The sequence below is a fragment of the Acinetobacter sp. YH12138 genome, assembly GCF_015218525.1.
Classification (GTDB): domain Bacteria; phylum Pseudomonadota; class Gammaproteobacteria; order Pseudomonadales; family Moraxellaceae; genus Acinetobacter; species Acinetobacter amyesii.
Genome location: NZ_CP048670.1, coordinates 3,009,588 through 3,031,229, shown reverse-complemented (window position 1 = coordinate 3,031,229; position 21,642 = coordinate 3,009,588). Strand labels below are relative to the sequence as shown.

Here is a 21,642-nt window from a genome sequence, read left to right as displayed (position 1 = left end):
TTGGCATGAAGTTTGCTGAGTAGCTAATAACTCAGAAAATCAGGTCGGGGGATACGAATGAAAAAAATGCTAATTGCACTCGGCTTGTCCAGTGCACTTTTAGGTGGTTCTGTTGCGTGGGCTGAAGAAAGCGCAACAGCACCTACAGAAGAAGTCACAGTAGTTGATACTGCAAATACAACAACGCTAAATACAACAGAAGCTGCAGTTCCAGTTGAAGCAGCGCCAGCACCTGCGGAACCAGCACCTACAGAAGAAGAACCTAAGCTCGATACAGGTGATACAGCATGGATTTTAGTATCCACTGCACTTGTTCTACTTATGACAATTCCCGGTTTAGCATTGTTTTACGGCGGTATGGTCCGTAAGAAAAATGTACTCAGCACCATGGCACACAGTTTTGTTGCTGCGGGTGTCGTGAGTTTAACGTGGGTGATTGTGGGTTATACCTTAGCATTTGGTGAAGGCAATGCCTTTATCGGTAGCTTAGACAAATTTATGTTGTCGGGTATCACTACAGAAGCGTTGACGGGTACGATTCCAGAGATTCTTTTTGTTATTTTCCAAATGACATTTGCCATCATTACCGTTGCCATTATTAGTGGTTCGATTGCAGAACGTATGAAATTCGGTGCTTTTGTTGCTTTTATCGCAATTTGGAGTGTCGTGGTTTATGCACCAATTACTCACTGGGTATGGGGTGGTGGTTGGTTAGGTAACGACGGTGCGCTTGATTTTGCGGGTGGTACAGTAGTTCACATCAACTCAGGTGTTGCGGGTCTCGTTGCAGCGTACATGCTTGGCAAACGTATGGGGCTTGGCCGTGAATCTATGGCACCACATAACCTAACTTTAACCGTCATCGGTGCAAGCCTTGTGTGGGTAGGTTGGTTCGGTTTCAACGGTGGTTCTGCACTGGGTGCAAATGGTTCGGCTGGTTATGCATTGGTGGTAACACAAGTTGCAGCAGCGGCAGCAGCAGTGGCATGGTTAATTACTGAAAAAGTAGTTCGTGGTAAAGCGTCTGTCTTGGGTGGTGCTTCTGGTGCGGTAGCAGGTCTTGTGGTGATTACACCTGCGGCTGGTTTTGTAACAGTTGGCGGCGCTCTAGCGATGGGTCTGATTGGTGGTGTGGTTTGCTTCTGGGGTATTACTGCACTGAAACGTGCGTTGAAAGCGGATGACTCTTTGGATGCGTTTGGTCTACATGGTGTCGGTGGTATCGTGGGTGCGATCCTTACAGCATTCTTTGCCAGCGAATTCATCATGGGTGACAATGCACCGAGTAACTTAATGCATCAATTATGGGTTCAAGTCGAAGGTGTAATAGCGACAATTGCTTACTCAGCTGTGATGACATTCATTATCTTGAAAGTGATTGATCTGGTGATTGGCATCCGTGTTGAAGCTGATGACGAACGTATGGGTCTAGACTTAAGTCAACATGGCGAACGTGTAGAATAATAAGATCACAGTAAATCAATATATTGTGTAAAACAGCCCGAAAGGGCTGTTTTTTTTCCATATCTAGCGTAAAGCTCTACAAATTTCAAAATTTTTGCTACACTCTAAATCCATTCGGATTTGTTCAATTTAACCGCTATGCATTGTCCATTTTGCAACGCTGAAGACAGTAAAGTGATTGACTCACGTCTTGCTGCTGAAGGCTGTCAGATACGCCGCCGCCGTGAATGTATTAGTTGCGGTGAACGTTTTACAACTTTTGAAAGCTATGAAGTGGTGATGCCGCGTGTCATCAAGTCTGATTCAAAGAGCGAACCTTTTGATGAAGCCAAGTTACGCCGCTCGCTCATGCATGCCTTGCAAAAGCGTCCAGTAACGCAAGAGCAAATTGAAACGGTACTCAGTGATATTCAATTGCAAATTCGCCGTTTGGGTGAACGTGATGTGAAATCACGCACCATTGGTGAAATTGTCATGCAGTCATTGTTTGCTTTAGATCATGTGGCTTATGTACGTTTTGCTTCTGTGTACCAAGACTTCCAAGATGTAGAAGCTTTTCGTCGTCAAATTGAACAAATGCAGCAGCGTGAGCACTAATGCACATCTGCTTCCATTTTTATCATGAGTGATTACATGTCTGAGTTAGATCAAGTGACTTTGCAGCAGCATCAACAGTGGATGCGGCGTGCAATTGCATTGGCACAGCAGGGGCAATACAGCACTCGTCCCAATCCCAATGTGGGCTGTGTGATTGTCAAAGACGGTCAATTGGTTGGTGAAGGCTTTCATCCCAAAGCGGGTCAACCACATGCTGAAGTCTTTGCAATGCGTGATGCAGGTGAGGCCGCACGTGGCGCAACCGCTTATGTGACTTTAGAGCCTTGCGCACACTATGGACGTACGCCACCTTGTGCCAAAGGTTTGGTAGAAGCAGGTGTTGCTCAAGTCGTTGTAGCATGTCCCGATCCGAATCCATTGGTTGCGGGTAAAGGTGTACAAATCCTACGTGATGCTGGCATTGAAGTGATCACAGGTATTTGTGAAGCAGAAGCGCATCAATTGAACTTGGGCTTTTTAAAAGCCATGGCGACGGGCATGCCTTATGTCCGGCTCAAAGTCGCATCGAGCCTGGATGGGCGTACTGCCATGGCCTCGGGTGAGTCTAAATGGATTACCGGTGCAATGGCGCGACAAGATGTACAGCATTGGCGTGCGATATCAGGTGCTGTGATTACTGGGATGGAAACAGTATTAGCAGATGATTGCTTACTCAACGTACGTCAACTCGATGATGCTGTTGATATGCGAAGCGTGGTTCAGCCGAAACGTATCGTGCTAGATCGCCAAGGCCGCTTGCCATTAAGCGCAAAAATATTGCAGCAACCTGAAACCGTGATGGTCATGGGGCCATATCGTCAGGAACTTGCTGACTTGGGCGTGGTACAATTTGAAATTCAGCCTTTGGCCGATCTGTTAGCAGCATGCGTTCAACAGTTCCAAATTTATGATGTCCTTGTGGAAGCCGGTGCGACACTTTCGACCGCTTTCTTACAAGAACATTTGATCGATGAAATGATCAGTTATGTTGCACCGACCTTGTTGGGTCAGTCAGCACGTGCGATGTTTAATGCGGAATTTGACCGCATGGCAGAGCAGCTTCGATTTAAGCTGAAAGATGTCACTCAATTGGGTGATGACATTCGCTTAAGGTTAATCCCTTCTCAAGAGACGCTATGAATTCAGAGTCTACGGTTTATCACAAACGTCGTCATGCGGCTCGTACCACAGACGAATATCTTTTCCATCAGTTGGTTCCTTATTTGGGAAACAAACGCCGCCTATTACATCTGATTTTAGAAGCACTTGAGCAAACGGGAACCTTAAAACGCGAAGATGGTCGTGCGCCGATATTTGCAGACTTTTTTGCAGGTTCGGGTGTGGTATCACGGTTGGCTCGTCAAAACGGCTATCGTGTTATTGCCAATGACTGGGAACCCTACAGCCATGCCTTGAACAGCGCGATTCTCTCTTGCGTTGAAGCACCTGCTTTTAAAGAGTTGGGTGGCTATCAGAAAGCGATTGATTATCTGAACCGTTTGCCAGAAGTTAAAGGTTGGGTGACCCATAACTTGTGTCCACGTAATGATGAAATCTACGATCCGGCACGTGACCGTTTATTCTTTAAACGTCGTAATGGTATGCGTATCGATGCGATTCGTCAGCAAATTGCAACTTGGCAGGCTCAAGGCGCGATTGATGATGTGGAAATGAGTGCTTTGTTGGCACCGTTATTGTATTCAGCAAGTTTTGTCAGCAATACCAGCGGTGTATTTAAAAGCTTTCATCATGGTTGGGGTGGTAAAACCCAAGCAGCCTTAGATCGTATCGGTTCATTGTTATGGCTGACCCCAAGTCGTTTTTGTGAAATTGGTGATCCGAAAAAACCCGCCGCGGAAATGTGGTGTGTCGACGCACAGCATTTGGCTAATCAAATGAGTGGCTTTGAAGTAGATGTGGCTTATCTCGATCCACCATATAACCAGCACGCTTACAGCAGTAACTACCATGTGTTGAATGCCTTAACGTTATGGGATCAGGTGGATTTACCAACACCAGACACCAAAGGCTTTAAGAGCGGAATCGACCGTGCATGGCGTAAAGAACGTCCAAGTCCATATAATTCTTCGAAGCATGCGAAAGAAGCTTATGAAAAATTATTAGAAACCATCAATGCACGTTACATCCTGACGAGCTATTCAACCGATGGTAATATCAGCGCCACAGATTTGTTACAAGCCAATTTAAAACGTGGCCGAGTAAGCTTATTGACGCAAGATGTACCACGTTACCGCGTGAGTAAGCAGCGTCAGTCTGAACGTGCACGCGTACTAGAGTTTATTGTCATCACGGATACGCATGCCAAATCAGGTCCACCGATCCGTCAGTTGTTGAGTCAATTGCACCATTTTGCAGAATTGGGTGGTGTCGATACCTCTGGTGTGAGTACGCAACTTGATTTGTGGTAAAAATCATCGCCCCATATTTTTCAGGGATTGAACATGTTTACAGGCATTATTGAAAGTCTAGGTAAAGTTGAAAGCATTCAAAACGTGGGTGGCGATGTCCGCTTACGTATCCAGACAGATTTAGACATGTCGGATGTGCATTTGGGGGATTCTATTGCCACCAATGGCATTTGCTTAACCGTGATTGACTTTGGCAGTAATTGGTATGCAGCCGATGTTTCACGTGAAAGTTTAAATCGGACCACCTTGGAGCACTGGAAAGCAGGGCAGGCGGTGAATGTGGAAAAAGCCATGTTGCCGACTACGCGTTTTGGTGGACATATTGTCAGTGGTCATGTCGATGCCGTGGGTGAAATCACTCAAGTTCGTTCAGATGCGCGTTCTATTTATTTTGAAGTGACCGCACCGAAAGAAATTGCACGCTATTTAGCGGAAAAAGGCTCTGTGACCGTGGATGGTATTAGCCTGACAATTAACCATTTACGTGGCAATGTGCTGAGCTTAAATTTAATTCCGCACACGGCTGAACGAACCAATATCGGTACGTGGAAGGCTGGGGCTAAAGTGAACTTAGAAGTGGATGTTTTAGCACGTTATATTGAGCGTTTATTGCTTGGTGATAAAGCCGCTGAGACCACAGCGCAATCTAAAATTAGCTTAGATTTTCTCGCTGAAAATGGCTTCTTGAAATAAGTTGATACCGAAGAAAACCAAACAGTCTGATTGAAAAATTAGACTGTTTTTTTATTTTTGGTGATAATGCGTCGCGGAATGACATATATGATGAATAATCAGACAGGTGATAATGATTGATTTCTTACTGAATCTGGAACAGTGGTTACCCATGTTATTGGAAAATTATGGTGTGTGGATTTATGCCATTTTATTTCTGGTGATATTTTCAGAAACGGGTTCAGTATTTATGTTCTTCCTGCCGGGAGACAGCCTATTGCTTGCCATCGGCGCATTATGCTCAACGACGGAAGTGGTGCATTTACACACTATGGGGCTGATGTTATTTGTCGCATCGGTCTTGGGCTACTGCGTCAATTACTATACGGGCAGCGTGTTAGGCATTAAGTACTTTAATAAGCACACACGTTACTTTAAGCCCGAATATATGGTCAAAACCAATAAATATTTTATGAAGCATGGCGGTAAAACGATTTTAGTCGCACGCTTTGTACCTTTTGTACGTTCTTTTGCGCCTTTTGCCGCTGGGTCTGCGCGCATGAGCCTCGGTACATTTATGTTCTATAACGTGCTGGGTGGTTTCATCTGGATTGGATTACTACTCGGTATCGGTTATTTCCTAGGACATACTGTTTCTGCAGTTGCAGATTTGGTCTAAGCTAAACTTAGACATAAAAAAAGCCCACAGTTGTGGGCATTTTTTATGGAGTCGATGACGATTTAGTGTTTTGTAACGGTCACCACATCAAGGGTTTGAAAAAGCGAGCTGCGGGGCAGGTGCTGAATGCTAAAACCGCCTTTTTCTGATTCTCGGCTGAGATAAACCGAAATACTGTGAAAGTCTGAATGACTCAGCCAAAGATCTTTGGCACGAATGTCCCATTGTTCTCCAGCAGATAGAGAGGATATTTTCTGGGTAATCTGGTGAATGATGTCCATATTGAATTCCCATCTGGATGCATGATTATATTTTTAGGATGCCTGAAGCATTGTATTTTGAGGGACAATGCTTCAGCCATATGAACATCATGTTGCAAATACATGTCAGTTTAATGACAGTGACCAGATTTCGATCGACAGCTTAAGATGCTTGGGACGATGTAGATTCTGTCGAAAAATTAGAGTTTTCTAAGATATAGTCAATTTCTTCTTGTGCGGCTGCTTTCAATTTTGCACGGAAATCACTGACGGCCATCTCGATTTGCGTTTCTGCTTCAAGTTCCAAACGCACGCGTACACTTTCGAGTTCTGACAACATCTGTCCTTCGCTGACCGATAAGCTTTGACTTAATCCCGCTAAACTCGTTTCAGGGTTTTTATGATAGCGAGCGGCATAGTGTTGTACTTCACGATCAAGATTATGCTGCATCATGGTGAGCGCTTGCGTTTGTGCAGCAAAGCGTAACTCTTCGTCGCGTCTCAGTTGTTCTGCATAGGCTTGTTCAGCTTCACGTTTTTCTTCTAAGGCTTTTTCTAAAGCCAATTGTTTGCGAATACGAGCATCTTCAATCAGCTGTGCTTTCAAATCTTCATAAGCAGACTCAATTTTGTCAAAAGACACTTGCTGTTGCTGTTGGTCATTGACCAGCCATTGTTGAATGTCTGTACTGGGATTGAGTACATCGCAAACGCGACCAAGGTCATCAATAAAGGTCTGACGAATAGCTTCAGGTACTTTTAACCAGCGCTGTTTAAAGTCTGGACCGACATTCAATGCCATGGTGCATCTCCTTGCAAATAGGGTAAAACCAATATCACGTTAAAGTTTATGGGTCTGTGGTTGAACGCCCAAACGTCGATATTGTTTATATTTTTCACGCCCGATAATTTTAGCGGGTTCGTTATTTTCAATAATTTCGATAATGTGACTAAAACTCGCGAACTGTTCAAGTGCTTGATCGTTAAAATTAAACACAATCCAGTCGGCTTGCTCAGGCAATTGGGCAGAAATACAGACCGTTGCCTCGGCTTGATCGATACCATGGGGAATGAAACCTGTGTGATCGAAACTCCACAGGCGTTCATCAAGTTGTTGCTGTAAGTCTGGGTCAGCACAATGTAGCCAAATACGTACAGGCTGACGCAGGATCTTACGGCATAAACGACAAGTGCTTTCGACTTGTCGTTCAGGACTTTTTTCAAATAAATAAAAGCTAACTTTAGCCATTCGCTTGAGCACGATTCGCTAAGAATTGCATTAATAATGGCACAGGACGACCTGTTGCGCCTTTATTTGCACCTGAGTTCCATGCAGTACCAGCAATGTCTAAATGCGCCCAACGATATTCACGCGTAAAGCGTTGAAGGAAACATGCAGCTGTTACAGAACCTGCTTTTGGACCACCAATGTTGGCAATATCTGCAAATGGAGAATCAAGTTGTTCTTGATAATCTTCAATTACGGGCATGCGCCATACGCGGTCAAAGCTATGTTGACCTGCAGCAGTCAATTCAGCCGCAAGTTCATCATCCGGAGTGAACATACCAGTAAGGACTGAACCCAATGCCACAACACATGCACCAGTGAGGGTTGCAATATCAATCACCAGTGCAGGGTTAAAGCGTTTTACATAGGTCAAGGTATCGCACAGAACCAAACGACCTTCGGCATCGGTATTTAAAATTTCAACGGTTTGACCGCTCATGGTTGTCACGATGTCACCCGGGCGAGTGGCATGACCAGACGGCATGTTTTCTGCAGCAGCAATTGCGCCGACAACATGAATTGGTAATTTCGCTTCACACAGCGCACGGATGGTACCCAAAACTGATGCAGAACCGCACATGTCGAATTTCATTTCGTCCATGCCAGCACCCGGTTTAAGTGAGATACCACCCGTATCAAAAGTCACGCCTTTACCAACAAGCACCACAGGTGCTTCTTCACGGTTTGAAAGGTATTCGATGGTAATAATACGGCCTGGACGGTCAGAACCTTTGCTCACAGCAAGGAAAGCACCCATACCGAGATCAGCCATTTGCTGTTCATCGAGTACAGTCACTTTGAGTTGATCCGGAAATTCAGCTGCAAGCGCTTGAGCTTGTTCGGCTAAATATTCAGGGAAACAGATATTGCCCGGACGGTTACCTAGGTCACGGGTAAAACTTTGACCTGATTGTACTGCAGAAATTAAGTCAAGCTGTGCAGTGGTTAATGGACTTTCAGCAGCGATTAAATGGATCTGCTCCAAAACAAATTCATTTTTCTTAGACTTGTATTCATCAAAGGCATAAGCCGCTTGCGTCAGGCTAAGTGCAAATAAATAATGTTGTTCTTGTGGTAGGGCAGAGATATCGACACTGATCTGTTTGAATTTTTTTTGTGACGCTTTAATAATGGTTTGTGCAATTTTTGCAAATTTATTGACCTGTAATTCAGCAACTTTGCCGAGGCCTAAAAGTGCGCTATTGCGACAAGCGGCAATGTTCGCCACCAAAGGCAGGCTTTCATTGAGTGCCGCTTTAAATTGAGTCGCGTCAATTAAATTATCTAAATCATTGATTTGATATGAAGTAGCTGCATTTTTAACGTACTCAGAATCTACTAATATCAATAAATATTGGCTGGACGCATTCGCTTGGAATGACGTATTAATAGAAAGTTTCATGTGCGGTATTTATGCCTTTTTAAATTTATAAACCATTAAACCATTGAAACATTTATATGAATAGAGTTTCAATGAGCAACAAGGGTATAGGTTTTATATTTTCTACATTCGGGTAAACTAACGCTAGTTTTTATTGGCCCTATTTTTGGAAGAATTAATTTGATTATTCGGCGTTATCTGGTCAAGCAAGTGGTGTCGACATCACTGGTTGTGATTGCCTTATTGACCTTGATCATGATGGGTGGTCGTTTGATCAAGTACTTTGGTGTGGCGGCTCAGGGCCGTTTAGATGCAAGTATTTTATTTAGCATCATTGGCTACCGTTTGCCTGAATTTTTAACCTTAATTCTTCCGCTCGGTTTCTTTATTGGTCTGATGTTGGTCTTTGGTCGTCTGTATGTCGATCATGAAATGGCTGTGCTCAATGGTAGTGGTGTCAGTCGTAATCAATTGTCACGTTTATTGGTGCCGATGACCGTGGTCTTTATGGCTGTTCAAGCATTTTTGATGCTGTGGGCGTCACCTTGGGGCATCCGTCAGTTTGAAGCATTAACGACTTCACAAGCTGTACGAACTGGCTTTGATTTGGTTCGACCGAAAGAGTTTATTTCCTCTGGGCCCTATACCATTTATGCAGGGGACTTGTCAGAAGACCGTAAAAACTTAAAAGATATTTTCTTCTATCAGCGTGCAGAAAAAGAGGGCAAGCCTGATGTCATTATTTTGGCAAAAGAAGCGACCCGCGTCGAAGTGCCCGATGACAATGCCAATGTGGTTGATTTAGTTGAAGGCCGCCGTTACGAAATCTATCCGGGGCAACCGCGTTATTCTCAAGCTGAATTCCAAAGTTATCGTTTACGTTTAGAAAATGATAAAGAAGCAAAATTTGAAAGTACCGAAGTAGAAGCTTTACCAACCTCGAAGTTATGGGATAACCGTCATGATCCTGTGGTTGCCAGTGAACTTGGTTGGCGAATCTTTGTGCCGTTCGCTATTTTGGTGGCGTTATTGCTTGCCACTGCTTTGTCTGAGGTAAGTCCTCGTCAAGGGCGTTACCTAAAACTGTTCCCAGCCTTACTTATTTTTGCCAGTTTAATCGTAGCTTTAATGGCGATCAAAACGCGAATCAGTAAAGATGAAATGGGGATTTGGGCTTATCCACTGGTCTTAGTGATTTACGGTATTGCAGCAGCATTGTTCTCGCGTAAACAAAAATTAGCGCCCAAAATTAAGAAACAAATTCAGCGAGTGAGGTCTTAAAATGTTGGCACGTCGTATAGTTGCAAAACATGTGACCAAAACTACTGCTTTAGCCATGCTTGGTGCGACCGCGGTATTGGCTGGCTTACAAGTGCTTTTTACTTATTTAGGTGAATTGGGCTCGCTGAAAGAAGGCTATAACGCATGGAATGCTTTGCAGTATGTGTTATGGAGTTCACCGAATTATTTATATGAAATTTTACCAATTTCAGCCTTGATTGGAGCGGTACTGGGTTTAGGGACTCTAGCTTCAAACAGTGAATTGATTGTGATGCGTTCGGTCGGCATCAGCCTTTGGCGGATTGTGGGCTGGGTGATTCGTTCGGCACTCATTTTGGTGGTTTTATCCTTTGCATTAAGCGAATGGGTCATTCCCTATACCAATGAACAAGCCAAAAGCGTCAAAAGTCACCGCACTGCGGCTGAACTGGGCGAAGTCAAAGGCTATTGGTCACGTGAAGGCCAGCGCTTTATTTATATTGACTATGCCAATTCACAAGGTCAAATTAAAGATGTTCAGGTTGTTGATTTTGATGAAAAATATCGTTTGCGAGGCACTTTGGATGCGGAGCAAGGGAATTTTGTCAAAAATGGCTCTTGGTCGCTGCAAAATTCAACCCAAGTCGATCTCTTAGCGACGGGTGATGCCGTGGCGAAGCAAAATGCTGAACAGCCGCTTTCATTGGCCTTGCAACCCAAATATGTGCATATGGTTACCATTGATCCTGAAGACCTATCACCGAGTCAATTGGTGAGCTTTATGAGCTATATGCATGAATATAGCCAAGTCCCGAAGACTTACCAATTGGCGTTTTGGCAAAAGTTTGGTTCACCCTTTGCTTTAATTGCCTTGGTGGTGATCGCGTGTTCTTTTATTTTTGGACCTTTACGTCAACAGTCGATGGGTTTCCGCTTGGTGATTGCCTTATTTGCTGGACTGGGCTTTTACTACTTACAAGATTTCTTAGGTTATGCAAGTTTGGTGTACGCACCATCGCCTGCATGGTTCGTCTTTATACCAATTATTTTGATGTTTGTAGCGGGTGGCTATCTGCTGCACCGCGCACGTTAAGTGCATGCAAGATTGAGTAAAACAATGTTGATGACCTAGATAAACCATGGTTGTCACATAGAGTCTTCACCGAAAATTCGGTAAGATAGTATGATTAATTTATAAACGAAAGAGTGTTCATTATGACGGATGCAACTGCTGGCAAAATCCCACACGTATTGGTAATTATGGATGGTGTGGGTCATCGCGAAGCGGTCGAGGACAATGCCTTTTTAGCAGCAAAACGACCTAACTTGACTGCAATGCAGGAAAAGCATCCGCATGGATTGATTTCAGGCTCTGGCGAAGACGTTGGTTTACCTGATGGACAAATGGGTAACTCTGAAGTGGGCCACATGAACCTTGGTGCAGGACGTGTGCTGTATCAAGACTTTACTCGTATTACCAAAGATATTCGTACCGGTGCATTCTTTGAACATGATGTTTTAGTTGATGCGGTTGAAAAAGCCAAAGCTGCCAATGGTGCAGTGCACATCATGGGCTTATTGTCTGAAGGTGGCGTGCATTCACATGAAGATCACATTGTGGCGATGGCTGAATTGGCATTAAAACGCGGTGCAAAAGTTTATCTTCATGCATTCCTTGATGGTCGTGATACACCGCCAAAAAGTGCACAACCTTCGCTTGAAAAATTAGATGCACTGTTTGCTCAGTATCCGGGTCAAGGTCGTATTGCCACCATGATTGGTCGCTACTTTGCAATGGATCGTGACAACCGTTGGGATCGTGTTGAGCAAGCCTATCGTCTTTTAACTGAAGGTGAAGCAGTGCGTACAGCAGCGACTGCTGTTGAAGGTCTAGAGCAGGCTTATGCTGCTGAAGAATCAGATGAATTTGTGAAAGCGACGCGTATTGGTGATTTAGCACCGATCCAAGATGGTGATAGCGTTGTCTTCATGAACTTCCGTGCTGACCGTGCGCGTGAAATTACCAAAGCTTTTGTGGAAAAAGATTTTGCAGGTTTTGAACGTAAAGTGGTTCCCGCTTTATCAAAATTTGTCATGTTGACACGTTACCAAGCAACAATTGATGCACCTGTGGCTTATATGCCAGAAGCGTTGCATAACTCGATTGGTGAATACCTGTCTAATTTGGGTAAAACACAACTGCGTATTGCTGAAACTGAAAAATATGCACACGTTACTTTCTTCTTCAGTGGTGGTCGTGAAGATGAATATCCGGGTGAAAAACGTATTTTAATTCCATCACCAAACGTTGCGACTTATGACTTAAAACCAGAAATGAGTGCTTATGAAGTCACTGATGAGTTGGTTGCCGCAATTAACTCAGGTGAGTACGACTTACTCGTGGTGAACTATGCCAATGGTGATATGGTTGGTCATACTGGTGTGTTTGATGCAGCAGTCAAAGCAGTTGAGGCCGTAGACACGTGCTTAGGTCGTGTATATGAAGCTGTGATGGCAAATAAAGGTCACATGTTAGTGACCGCCGATCATGGTAACGTAGAGCAAATGCAAGATTACCAAAGTGGTCAGGTGCATACTCAACATACCACTGAACTTGTGCCGTTTATCTATGTTGGCCCGACCAATGCAACAATTGCAGAAGGTGGTGTTTTGGCTGACGTAGCACCGACACTTTTAACGCTTATGCACATTCCTGTACCAACAGAAATGCAAGGTCGTAACTTGATTACTCTTGAAGCTTAAAATGTAAGGAAGCATGAATGACTAAAGCACACTGGACGTCAGTTGTAAGCCTTACAGCCTTGCTGCTGTGTTCTAGTCATTCGACATGGGGAGCCGATAAAGCAAAGTCGGCTTTCGATGAGTTTGATGGCAGCTATGAACAAAGTTATGCCGAAGTACCTGTCGAATCGATCCAACAATTTGTTCAAATCTATGGCATTGTCAAAGAAAATTATGTAGTTGAAAAAAATGACGATGCATTATTCCAACAAGCCATCAAAGGCATGGTCAGTGGTTTAGACCGTTATTCACGATATCTTTCACCTGAAGACTATAAGCAGCTTTTGCAATACACCGAAGGGGATATTGCGAGTGTCGATTTCAATTTGCGCTTTGATGTAGGTTTACAGCAATGGGTCATCACCAATTTAAAGCCTGATGCCGATTCAGCGAAGCTAGGTCTGAAAAATGGCGCAGCGGTGTTTAAAATTGATGATCAAGAACTCAAAAAACTCAATCAAGATCAAGTGCGACACCTGCTTACCGGCAGTATCGGCTCGACGCTGAATCTACAGTTGATAACTGCAAGTCAACCGATCAATTTGGTCAGAAACACTAAAGTTGAAACAGATATAGAATCTAAATTATTAAATAATCAGGTTTTAGTTTTACACGTTAAAGTTTTTCAACAAGATACAGCCAATGAAATAAAGCGTTTGATTGAAAGTCATGGTTCGCGTGTCAAAGCGGTATTGTTTGATTTAAGAAATAACCCTGGGGGGTTACTGTCCGCAGCAGTAGAGTCTGCCGATTTATTTTTGAATCAGGGCATTATTGTGTCGACACGAAGTCGATCTGAGGGTGACCAACAATTTCAGGCTTTACCAAGTTTTGAATTTCAAAATATGAAAGTCGGCATCTTAATCAACAATCGTTCTGCTTCTGCCGCAGAGGTCTTTACCGCAGCCTTAAAAGAGCATAAACGTGCATGGGTAGCGGGTGAGAAAAGTTATGGTAAAGGTGTGGTTCAAAAGCTATTTCCATTGAGTAATGGTGCAGCCTTACAGATGACCGTATCACAATATCTGACGCCGAATGGCAAAATGATTGAAGGAATTGGGGTGCAGCCAGACTATAACTATCCGCTGCAACATGATGCACGTGAAGACCACTATGTCGATCATGTTGCAGAGTTATTGCTGAATCAAAAATAAACAGCAATACGCTGGAAAGCTTTTACTCTTCGTCTTCGGTATCTAAGCCGAATTTTTTCAAACGATAGCGCAATGAGCGGAATGACATGCCTAATTTTTTGGCGGCAAGTGTTCTGTTCCAGTGGGTGAGATTCAACGCATTCATGAGCACTTCTTTTTCGATATTTTCTAAAAAGAGTTCTAAACCTTCTTCAGGCAGTTTGCGAGGGACCACACTCTGTTCGTTGCTGTTTGCACCCAACTGAGCAGAATCATTCATTGTTGGATAGGAATTGAACTGAGCACTCGGTTGTCTTAATGGCGCACTTTGCAGATGTTGAAGATCAATTTGCTCATCATCGCAGAGGGTCATAGCACGTTCGATAATATTGCGGAGTTCGCGAACATTACCTGGATAATATTGGCTGAGCAGGAAACTCTTCGCACGTTCAGTTAGAGGCTTGGTAGCAATTTCCCATTCATGGCTAATTTTTTGAATAAAATGTTGCGCCAATAAGAGGATATCGTCGCCACGTTCACGTAAGGCAGGCAGCACTAAATCCATCACATGGATGCGGAAGAATAAGTCTTGGCGGAAGCGACCTTGTTGTACGAGTGCTTCTAAGTCCTGATGGCTGGCACTGATCACACGGAAGTCGACATCAATTTCACAGTCTGAACCCACAGGACGTATCCGTTTTTCCTGTACAGCGCGTAGCAGTTTAACTTGCATGGCTAAAGGTAATTCGGCAATTTCATCCAGAAATAAGCTACCGCCATGTGCAGATTGAATCAGACCTTGTTTGTCTTGGGTGGCACCACTAAAGCTGCCTTTTTTATGGCCAAAAAGTTCACTTTCCATTAACTCTGTGGGAATTGCCCCGCAGTTAATGGCAATAAAAGGCCCTTCATTACGGTTGCTTAAACGGTGAACCAGATTGGCCACGACCTCTTTACCCGTACCAGATTCACCCGTAATAAAAACAGGTGCTTGCGAACGTGCAATTTTCTTTAAGGTTCGACGCAATTGCTGGATTGGAAATGATTCACCAATCAACATTTTATGTTCTAAAGCATCTTGCGAAGTAATGTCTTCGGCCAAAGGCTTATTCAGGGCTTTTTGTAGCAGTTGTTCAAGATGTTTGGGATTGATCGGTTTGCTGACAAAATCGAATGCTCCCGCCTTTAATGCGGCAATGGCAATGTCCATGTTGCCATAGGCTGTTAGCACAGCAACGGGCAGGGTAGGACAGTGTTCATTCATCCAATCTAAGAGCTGTAGACCATTACCATCGGGTAAGTTGAGATCGGTTAGGCAGGCATCGTAGCTATAGGTAGACAAGGCTTTTTTAGCTTCGTCGAGGCGATGTGCAACATGCGTTTTAACCCCCATCCTTGATAAAGACATTTGCATTAGCATACATAAGTCTTCTTCGTCATCAACTAATAATACCAGTGGTTGTGAATCCACAGTTTCCCCCTAAAAACAATTAAATAACAGCTTGTAAGCACTCAATCCTAAAGCAAGCTCCCTGTTTTTGTTCTACATAGGAAAGCTGTGCTTGATTCGCTTCACAGAAGCTATGAGCAAGATATAATCCTAAACCAGTTCCAGTGATTTCGGTACTAAAAAATGGCTGAAATAACTGTGCGCGGTTTTGTAAAGCAACCCCATGACCGAAATCTCGGACATCGATCTGGACTTTTTTCTGATCCGTACGCGCCACCACTTCGATATACGACATGTCCGGATTGTTATGGCGAATCGCATTACGAATTAGGTTGATTAAAATTTGTCTGAACTGTGCCTCATCAAAATCGATCAAAGTTTTGGCTTGTACATTGAGCCGAATGTTCTGTTGAATATCTGCCAGATCTTCTTGCAGGAACAACGGTAAAAATTTTTCTAGATTCAGACGAGTCGGATGGGTTTCCTTATTGCGCACCATATTTAGGGTGTCTTGAATAATCCGGTCAATCCGCACCGCTTGACGTGAAATCATATGATTCAACATGTGCTGTTGTTCGGTATCACTTTGCGGATATAAATCATTGGCATGCACAATTGCCGCTAAAGGATTACGAATTTCGTGAGCAATACTGGCGGAGAGTTGCCCTAAAGCGGCTAATTTTAGTTGTTGCACTTGCTGATTGAGTTTTTGTGCATCTTGTAAAATCAGCAAGGTCAGCATTTGATGCGGCACAACGAGTTTTTGTACGAGTACCTGAATGTGGTATTGGCTTTGTTGGGATTCAAATTGGAATTTTTCACCGCTTTTTAAATCTTCAAATTTGAGTAATTCAAATAAATCTGGCTGCGTGGTATACAGCGGATATTGGTCATGATGATAAGAATTTGGCATGCCGAGTAAATGGCAAGCAGCAGGATTACTCAGCACCACATGACAGTTTTCATCCAACACCAAATAGCCCGTATCAATCTGCTCCAAGATATAGCGGTTAATGTTTTGTAGTCGATGGAGCTCTAAGGATTGCGAAAAATTCAGATTTTCTAGTAATTGGAAACGTTTCACGGCAATTTGCGCACTGCCATACACCACACAAAATAAAAAAGCCAAAATCGCACTGTTGGTTAAATTTTTGAGTGAGGTAAATTCAAGAATTGAACCTAAAAACAGTTGATACACCACGCAAATCACAGCGATGAGGGTGATGACCAAAGCTTTTTGGGCATCTAATAACAGGGATGCTGCAAAAATCGTAATCACAAACAGCAAACTCAAATGTAAATTAGGTCCATCGATGGCTAAGGTCAGTAAGCTCAGCGAAATGACATCTACAATGAATAACAGTAGTAACTGGTTTGGGATCCGGACTTTGAAACGTCCAAGTGACATGAATTGAATGCTGGTAAACAGCAAATAAATCGTCAATACATATAGGTATAAACGTGGGTATTCATAATCTGAACTGAATTGAGTGTAGGTCAGTAAAAAGACCAGTAACAGACAGGCACTGATGATAAAGCGATAAGCACTGTACCAAAGGCCCAAATGATACTGGTTCAATTCACTATGGATTGAACGCTGTGTCATAAGTAACAGGATGTACGTTGTGTTAAGGTTTGATTAACCCGTAGCGAATCGCCAAGTGAGTTAGTTTGACATCACTATCAATATTCAGTTTTTCAAAAATGCGGTAACGGTAGGTGTTCACTGTTTTAACGCTAACGAATAATTTATCGGAAATTTCTTGTGCGCTAATACAATTGACCACCATCATGGCAACTTGCATTTCACGCTCAGACAGGGCGTCAAAAGGTGATTGTTGTGTATCAGACAAATATGAGCTAGCCAGTTGTTCCGCAATGTCTGCACTGAAATATTTGCCACCTTGCATCACTTTATTAATCGCACGGACCATTTCAGTAACTGGTGCACCTTTGGTGATATAGCCTTTGGCACCTGCTTTTAACAATAAAGACGGGTAGGGTTCTTCAGCAAGTCCACTGACTGCGAGGACTTTTGTATCTGGCGCTGTTTGAAGTAGGCGACGTGTGGTTTCTACACCTCCGATCCCCGGCATATTGACATCTAATAGAACGACATTTGGATGGTGTTGGCGAACAAGTGTAATCGCATCTTCACCCGATTCGGCTTGTCCAATGACTTGGACATCTGCATGGTCTTCGAGCATACGGCAAATACCAGTACGGACTAATTCATGGTCATCTACCACCAAAACTGTGATCACCTACACTCTCCCTCAAATCAAAATCTGTTTTTTTTGTTACATAAAGCAAAATAAGCTTGCAATGAAACGACAAAATTAGCAATCCTATTCTTATATGAAATGAAAAACTTCATACACAATGTGTGAGCAAAAAATGTTCGTAGTTGTGACCAATGTACGGCATATTGCTGGTCTTGCGCAAATGTTTAGTATCCTGAGTTGAGTGAGCAATGGTGAAAAAATTAAATAAATCCTTCATGCACGTTTTGGGCATGTCAATTTTATTCAGTATGAGCAGTTTCAGTTCTGCTGAAATTGTGATGAATAGTGCTGCAAATCAGCAGTCAAATATTAGCTGGTCATCTGAAGATGCAAACCAGTTACTCAACGGTGACGTGTCTTATAGCGCTGAAGAGCCATCTCCTCAAGGGTCAACGAAAGTGACTACTTCTGTACGTAGTACAGGCGGTGTGGTACAGACAGCACCATCGAAAACGGTCCGTATTATTGATACCAATCAATACGCAGGACAGCCCTCTGTAAATGCGCGTGCAGCACTGGTTATGGATGGTCAAACTGGTGAAGTGCTATATAGCAAAAATAGCAATACCGCTTTACCGATTGCATCGATTACTAAACTCATGACAGCAGTAGTGATTTCAGATGCCCGATTAAACATGTCTGAAAAGATTACCTTACAACAGTCTGATTTCTCATGTTCAGGTTGTAAAAGCTCAAGTTCAACACTTCGTGCTGGCGACAGTATGAACCGCGCAGAAGCATTGCTGTTTGCTTTAATGAAGTCTGAAAATCCAGCGGCTTCGGCATTAGCACGTACTTATCCAGGTGGTCGTTCTGCATTTATTGCAGCGATGAATGCGAAAGCACGCTCATTAGGGATGAACTCGACTCATTATGTAGAATCGACTGGCTTGCACCCAGGCAATGTCGCTTCGGCACGTGACTTAGGTATTTTGGTGAATACCGCTTCGCAGTATGGTTTGATTCGTCAATTTTCAACCACACCAAGTTATGACTTTAATTTGGGCTACCGCGTGTTGAAATCAAACAATACTAATGCTTTAGTGCGTAATGGTGGTTGGAATATTAATATTTCAAAAACTGGATTTATTAATGAAGCAGGGCGCTGTGTAGTGATGCATACCACATTGAATAACCGTCCAGCGGTAGTGGTGTTATTGGGTGCGGATTCTTCAGTTGCACGAACCAATGATGCGACACGTTTAATGAATTGGGCGAGCCAGTTACCAAAACGTATTTAATAAGATTTCAGATTTTTCATTCTTTCAGTATTTGGATTTACTCAACGTTTAAATGCTGAAGTGAATGCAAGATATAAAAAGCCCTGCAAGAGCAGGGCTTTTTTATTTAGTCAGCATATGAATTACATATTTGACAGAATTGAATCGCGAACTTGATCCATAGTTGCATCAATCGACAACATTACTGCATCTTGGCATTGCTTGATGGCAGTGTCAGGATCTTTTAAACCGTTACCTGTCACAGTACATACGATCACAGAACCTTCAGCAATTTTACCTGCTTTAATGTCACGAATCGCACCACCGATAGACGCTGCAGAAGCAGGTTCTACGAATACACCTTCGTACATAGACAGTAGACGCTGTGCTTCTAAGATTTCAGCATCTTGGAGTTCATCGAACCAGCCTTCTGAATCGCGGACTACTGCTTTAGCATGGTTCCAGCTTTGTGGGTTACCGATACGGATTGCAGTTGCTACTGTTTCAGGGTTTTCTACAGGTGCACCGCGTAGGAATGGTGCCGCGCCAGCAGCTTGGTAACCCACCATTGTTGGTAGACCCGCAGGTTTTGGACCTGTGAATTGATCAGTTTCAGGATCATAAACGACTTGTACAAATTCTTCTTTAGGCTGATTCGCCACAGCTTCGGTATAACCCATCCAGTGTGCTGTAATGTTACCCGCATTACCTACAGGTAAGCAGTGGTAATCTGGCGCACGACCTAATTCGTCAACGATTTCGTAAGCAATGGTTTTTTGACCTTGCAGACGATATGGGTTGATTGAGTTTACAATCGTAACTGGTGCTTGATCTGCAACTTCTTTTACAAGACGCATACCGTCATCGAAGTTACCGTGAATTTGCATTGTTACCGCGCCATACATCATCGCTTGTGCCATTTTACCCATGGCAATTTTGCCTTCTGGGATGAGCACAAATGCTTTAATGCCTGCACGTGAAGCATAAGCAGCCGCTGCAGCAGATGTATTACCTGTAGATGCACAGATAATTGCTTTAGAGCCTTCTTCAACTGCTTTTGTTACAGCCATGGTCATACCACGGTCTTTAAATGAACCAGTCGGGTTTAAGCCCTCGTACTTCACATAAATTTCAACATTTTTGCCAATAATGCGTGGAATGTTCTCAAGCTTAATCAGTGGCGTATTACCTTCGCCCAAAGAAATTGCGCGAGTAGTTGCAGATACGGGTAAACGGTCGCGATAGCGGTCAACTAAACCAGTATAACGATTGGCATTAGACATGATGATGTTCCAATTGTGTGTAGAGCTTGGCGAGAGGAACTGAAATATTCCCCTCGACCCGATTAATTATCAAGCGATTCTAAACGAATTCGTACAATTTCGCCATGAATGACAGGCAATGCTTGAATTTGTTGAAGGGCTTCATCCATTTTAGATTCTTTAACTGGATCAGTCAGAATCACGATAGGAATAAGGTCTTTTAAGCGCGGCTGTTGCATGATCGCATCAATGCTGATTCCTGCACGGCTTAAAATAGTCGTCACATCAGCAAGAACGCCAGTTTGATCTTCGGCATTAATACGGATGTAGTATCCAGTAGTCATTTCTTCACGTGGAAGAATTGGTAAATCAGTTAGGGCTTCAAACGCAAGCTGTGGAATTGTGCCAGCACCATCTTCAGTATATGAGATGTCACGGACAATATCGACAACATCAGCAACCACCGCTGATGCGGTCGGGCCTGCACCTGCGCCTGCGCCATAGTAAAGCGTTGGACCAACGGCATTGGCTTGAACCAATACGGCATTTTTAACGCCATTTACATTGGCAATCAGTTGGTCTTCAGGGATCAGCGTTGGATGTACACGAAGCTCAATGCCTGTTGCAGCACGACGTGCAATACCTAAATGTTTAATACGGAAACCAAGGTCCTCAGCATATTTGACATCTTGCGCAGTAACTTTGCTGATGCCTTCAGTGAAGACTTTGTCAAATTGGAGTGGGATACCAAAAGCAATAGAAGCCAGCAATGTTAACTTGTGCGCCGCATCGATCCCTTCGACGTCGAATGTTGGATCTGCTTCTGCATAACCGAGTTCTTGCGCTTCTTTGAGAACGTCTGCAAAGGCACGACCTTTTTCACGCATTTCAGTCAGGATAAAGTTACCGGTACCGTTAATGATACCTGCAAGCCAGTCAATTTTATTGGCTGCCAAACCCTCACGGAGGACTTTAATAATTGGGATACCACCTGCGACAGCTGCTTCATAAGCAATCTGAACGTGATGATCATCGGCCAATTTAAATAATTCATTACCGTGTTCAGCTAATAAAGCTTTGTTGGCTGTGACCACTTGTTTGCCATGAACGATTGCTTCACGAATCACTTCATACGCAGGGTGAATGCCGCCCATAACTTCAACTACAACGTCTACATCGGGTTGACGGACGATATCCAATAAATCAGCACTTTGCTTCACTGAAGCAGGCAGTTCTAAATCAGGACGAGGGCGACGCGTACCCACATGGGTAATTTCAATTTCACGACCGGTGCGACGTTTAATCTCAGCAGCATTTTCTTTTAGTAGTTTAAGGGCACCACCACCCACAGTACCAAGACCGAGGATTGCCAGACGAACTGGTTTCACGTCACACTCCATTTATTTCATCATTGCTTTAAGTGAGTTTAGATCATAGCTAAAAAAACGTTCGGACTCTAG

General features: G+C 43.5%; 20 protein-coding genes. 11 read left to right on the top strand and 9 right to left on the bottom strand.

What is annotated here, in order from left to right:
• Positions 1-57 precede the first annotated feature (57 nt).
• The 6 genes from G0029_RS14730 (at position 58) to G0029_RS14705 (ending at position 5,841) form a co-directional block, all read left to right on the top strand.
• Positions 58-1,464, top strand: coding sequence for an ammonium transporter (locus G0029_RS14730; protein WP_180109855.1), 1,407 nt, complete (start codon positions 58-60; stop codon positions 1,462-1,464).
• A gap of 138 nt (positions 1,465-1,602) precedes the next feature.
• A complete protein-coding gene (gene nrdR, locus G0029_RS14725) occupies positions 1,603-2,061 on the top strand; it encodes a transcriptional regulator NrdR (protein WP_067763170.1) in 459 nt (152 codons plus the stop codon).
• 36 nt (positions 2,062-2,097) lie between these two features.
• Positions 2,098-3,201 (top strand): bifunctional diaminohydroxyphosphoribosylaminopyrimidine deaminase/5-amino-6-(5-phosphoribosylamino)uracil reductase RibD, encoded by a 1,104-nt coding sequence (ribD, locus tag G0029_RS14720; protein ID WP_180039919.1) that lies wholly within the window; start codon positions 2,098-2,100, stop codon positions 3,199-3,201.
• On the top strand, positions 3,198-4,490 hold the full coding sequence (locus G0029_RS14715; protein WP_078189462.1) for a DNA adenine methylase: 1,293 nt from the start codon (positions 3,198-3,200) through the stop codon (positions 4,488-4,490). Before ribD ends, G0029_RS14715 begins: the two co-directional genes overlap by 4 nt.
• A gap of 33 nt (positions 4,491-4,523) precedes the next feature.
• Complete coding sequence (locus G0029_RS14710) at positions 4,524-5,183, top strand: riboflavin synthase (RefSeq protein ID WP_078192598.1); 660 nt, start codon at positions 4,524-4,526, stop codon at positions 5,181-5,183.
• A gap of 112 nt (positions 5,184-5,295) precedes the next feature.
• A complete protein-coding gene (locus G0029_RS14705; RefSeq protein WP_078189460.1) occupies positions 5,296-5,841 on the top strand; it encodes a VTT domain-containing protein in 546 nt (181 codons plus the stop codon).
• Positions 5,842-5,903: 62 nt separating this feature from the next.
• On the opposite strand, the gene G0029_RS14700 is transcribed toward G0029_RS14705, so the two are convergent.
• From G0029_RS14700 to G0029_RS14685, 4 genes are all read right to left on the bottom strand, one after another.
• Positions 5,904-6,122 carry a hypothetical protein gene (locus G0029_RS14700; protein WP_180055472.1) on the bottom strand — a complete coding sequence of 73 codons (219 nt, stop codon included), beginning with the start codon at positions 6,120-6,122 and terminating at the stop codon, positions 5,904-5,906.
• Positions 6,123-6,264: 142 nt separating this feature from the next.
• Positions 6,265-6,903: a hypothetical protein gene (locus G0029_RS14695; protein WP_180109854.1), complete on the bottom strand. Its 639-nt coding sequence runs from the start codon at positions 6,901-6,903 to the stop codon at positions 6,265-6,267.
• Positions 6,904-6,942: 39 nt separating this feature from the next.
• Complete coding sequence (locus G0029_RS14690; RefSeq protein WP_078189457.1) at positions 6,943-7,350, bottom strand: DNA polymerase III subunit chi; 408 nt, start codon at positions 7,348-7,350, stop codon at positions 6,943-6,945.
• Positions 7,343-8,791: a leucyl aminopeptidase gene (locus G0029_RS14685; protein ID WP_180109853.1), complete on the bottom strand. Its 1,449-nt coding sequence runs from the start codon at positions 8,789-8,791 to the stop codon at positions 7,343-7,345. Before G0029_RS14685 ends, G0029_RS14690 begins: the two co-directional genes overlap by 8 nt.
• Positions 8,792-8,950: 159 nt before the next feature.
• Here G0029_RS14685 and lptF point away from each other — a divergent pair, with 159 nt between their 5' ends.
• From lptF to G0029_RS14665, 4 genes are all read left to right on the top strand, one after another.
• Complete coding sequence (lptF, locus tag G0029_RS14680; RefSeq protein WP_180022073.1) at positions 8,951-10,051, top strand: LPS export ABC transporter permease LptF; 1,101 nt, start codon at positions 8,951-8,953, stop codon at positions 10,049-10,051.
• Position 10,052: 1 nt separating this feature from the next.
• Positions 10,053-11,123, top strand: a complete 1,071-nt coding sequence (lptG, locus tag G0029_RS14675) for an LPS export ABC transporter permease LptG (RefSeq protein ID WP_180039929.1) — start codon at positions 10,053-10,055, stop codon at positions 11,121-11,123.
• Between the two features lie 122 nt (positions 11,124-11,245).
• The gene (gene gpmI, locus G0029_RS14670) at positions 11,246-12,793 is read left to right on the top strand and encodes a 2,3-bisphosphoglycerate-independent phosphoglycerate mutase (protein ID WP_078192590.1); all 1,548 of its coding nucleotides are present in this window, start codon (positions 11,246-11,248) and stop codon (positions 12,791-12,793) included.
• 17 nt (positions 12,794-12,810) lie between these two features.
• Positions 12,811-13,986 (top strand): S41 family peptidase, encoded by a 1,176-nt coding sequence (locus G0029_RS14665; protein ID WP_180035951.1) that lies wholly within the window; start codon positions 12,811-12,813, stop codon positions 13,984-13,986.
• Between the two features lie 22 nt (positions 13,987-14,008).
• Here G0029_RS14665 and G0029_RS14660 read toward each other — a convergent pair whose 3' ends face one another.
• From G0029_RS14660 to G0029_RS14650, 3 genes are read right to left on the bottom strand one after another with little or no spacing between them, the layout of a single operon-like run.
• Entirely contained in the window at positions 14,009-15,436 is a 1,428-nt protein-coding gene (locus G0029_RS14660; protein WP_180109852.1) for a sigma-54-dependent transcriptional regulator, read from the bottom strand.
• 19 nt (positions 15,437-15,455) lie between these two features.
• Positions 15,456-17,021, bottom strand: coding sequence for a sensor histidine kinase (locus G0029_RS14655; protein WP_180059122.1), 1,566 nt, complete (start codon positions 17,019-17,021; stop codon positions 15,456-15,458).
• Positions 17,022-17,043: 22 nt separating this feature from the next.
• Positions 17,044-17,679, bottom strand: coding sequence for a response regulator (locus tag G0029_RS14650; protein ID WP_078189449.1), 636 nt, complete (start codon positions 17,677-17,679; stop codon positions 17,044-17,046).
• 212 nt (positions 17,680-17,891) lie between these two features.
• Here G0029_RS14650 and G0029_RS14645 point away from each other — a divergent pair, with 212 nt between their 5' ends.
• Entirely contained in the window at positions 17,892-18,941 is a 1,050-nt protein-coding gene (locus tag G0029_RS14645) for a serine hydrolase (RefSeq protein ID WP_143221671.1), read from the top strand.
• Positions 18,942-19,063: 122 nt separating this feature from the next.
• On the opposite strand, the gene thrC is transcribed toward G0029_RS14645, so the two are convergent.
• Complete coding sequence (gene thrC / locus G0029_RS14640; protein WP_180106773.1) at positions 19,064-20,203, bottom strand: threonine synthase; 1,140 nt, start codon at positions 20,201-20,203, stop codon at positions 19,064-19,066.
• 62 nt (positions 20,204-20,265) lie between these two features.
• Positions 20,266-21,570: a homoserine dehydrogenase gene (locus G0029_RS14635; RefSeq protein WP_078192857.1), complete on the bottom strand. Its 1,305-nt coding sequence runs from the start codon at positions 21,568-21,570 to the stop codon at positions 20,266-20,268.
• Between the last annotated feature and the right edge of the window lie 72 nt (positions 21,571-21,642).

Coding starts and splice junctions, on each gene's coding strand:
- G0029_RS14730 (WP_180109855.1), top strand. CDS start 58: ATGAAAAAAATGCTAATTGCACTCGGCTTGTCCAGTGCACTTTTAGGT.
- nrdR (WP_067763170.1), top strand. CDS start 1,603: ATGCATTGTCCATTTTGCAACGCTGAAGACAGTAAAGTGATTGACTCA.
- ribD (WP_180039919.1), top strand. CDS start 2,098: ATGTCTGAGTTAGATCAAGTGACTTTGCAGCAGCATCAACAGTGGATG.
- G0029_RS14715 (WP_078189462.1), top strand. CDS start 3,198: ATGAATTCAGAGTCTACGGTTTATCACAAACGTCGTCATGCGGCTCGT.
- G0029_RS14710 (WP_078192598.1), top strand. CDS start 4,524: ATGTTTACAGGCATTATTGAAAGTCTAGGTAAAGTTGAAAGCATTCAA.
- G0029_RS14705 (WP_078189460.1), top strand. CDS start 5,296: ATGATTGATTTCTTACTGAATCTGGAACAGTGGTTACCCATGTTATTG.
- G0029_RS14700 (WP_180055472.1), bottom strand. CDS start 6,122: ATGGACATCATTCACCAGATTACCCAGAAAATATCCTCTCTATCTGCT.
- G0029_RS14695 (WP_180109854.1), bottom strand. CDS start 6,903: ATGGCATTGAATGTCGGTCCAGACTTTAAACAGCGCTGGTTAAAAGTA.
- G0029_RS14690 (WP_078189457.1), bottom strand. CDS start 7,350: ATGGCTAAAGTTAGCTTTTATTTATTTGAAAAAAGTCCTGAACGACAA.
- G0029_RS14685 (WP_180109853.1), bottom strand. CDS start 8,791: ATGAAACTTTCTATTAATACGTCATTCCAAGCGAATGCGTCCAGCCAA.
- lptG (WP_180039929.1), top strand. CDS start 10,053: ATGTTGGCACGTCGTATAGTTGCAAAACATGTGACCAAAACTACTGCT.
- gpmI (WP_078192590.1), top strand. CDS start 11,246: ATGACGGATGCAACTGCTGGCAAAATCCCACACGTATTGGTAATTATG.
- G0029_RS14665 (WP_180035951.1), top strand. CDS start 12,811: ATGACTAAAGCACACTGGACGTCAGTTGTAAGCCTTACAGCCTTGCTG.
- G0029_RS14655 (WP_180059122.1), bottom strand. CDS start 17,021: ATGACACAGCGTTCAATCCATAGTGAATTGAACCAGTATCATTTGGGC.
- thrC (WP_180106773.1), bottom strand. CDS start 20,203: ATGTCTAATGCCAATCGTTATACTGGTTTAGTTGACCGCTATCGCGAC.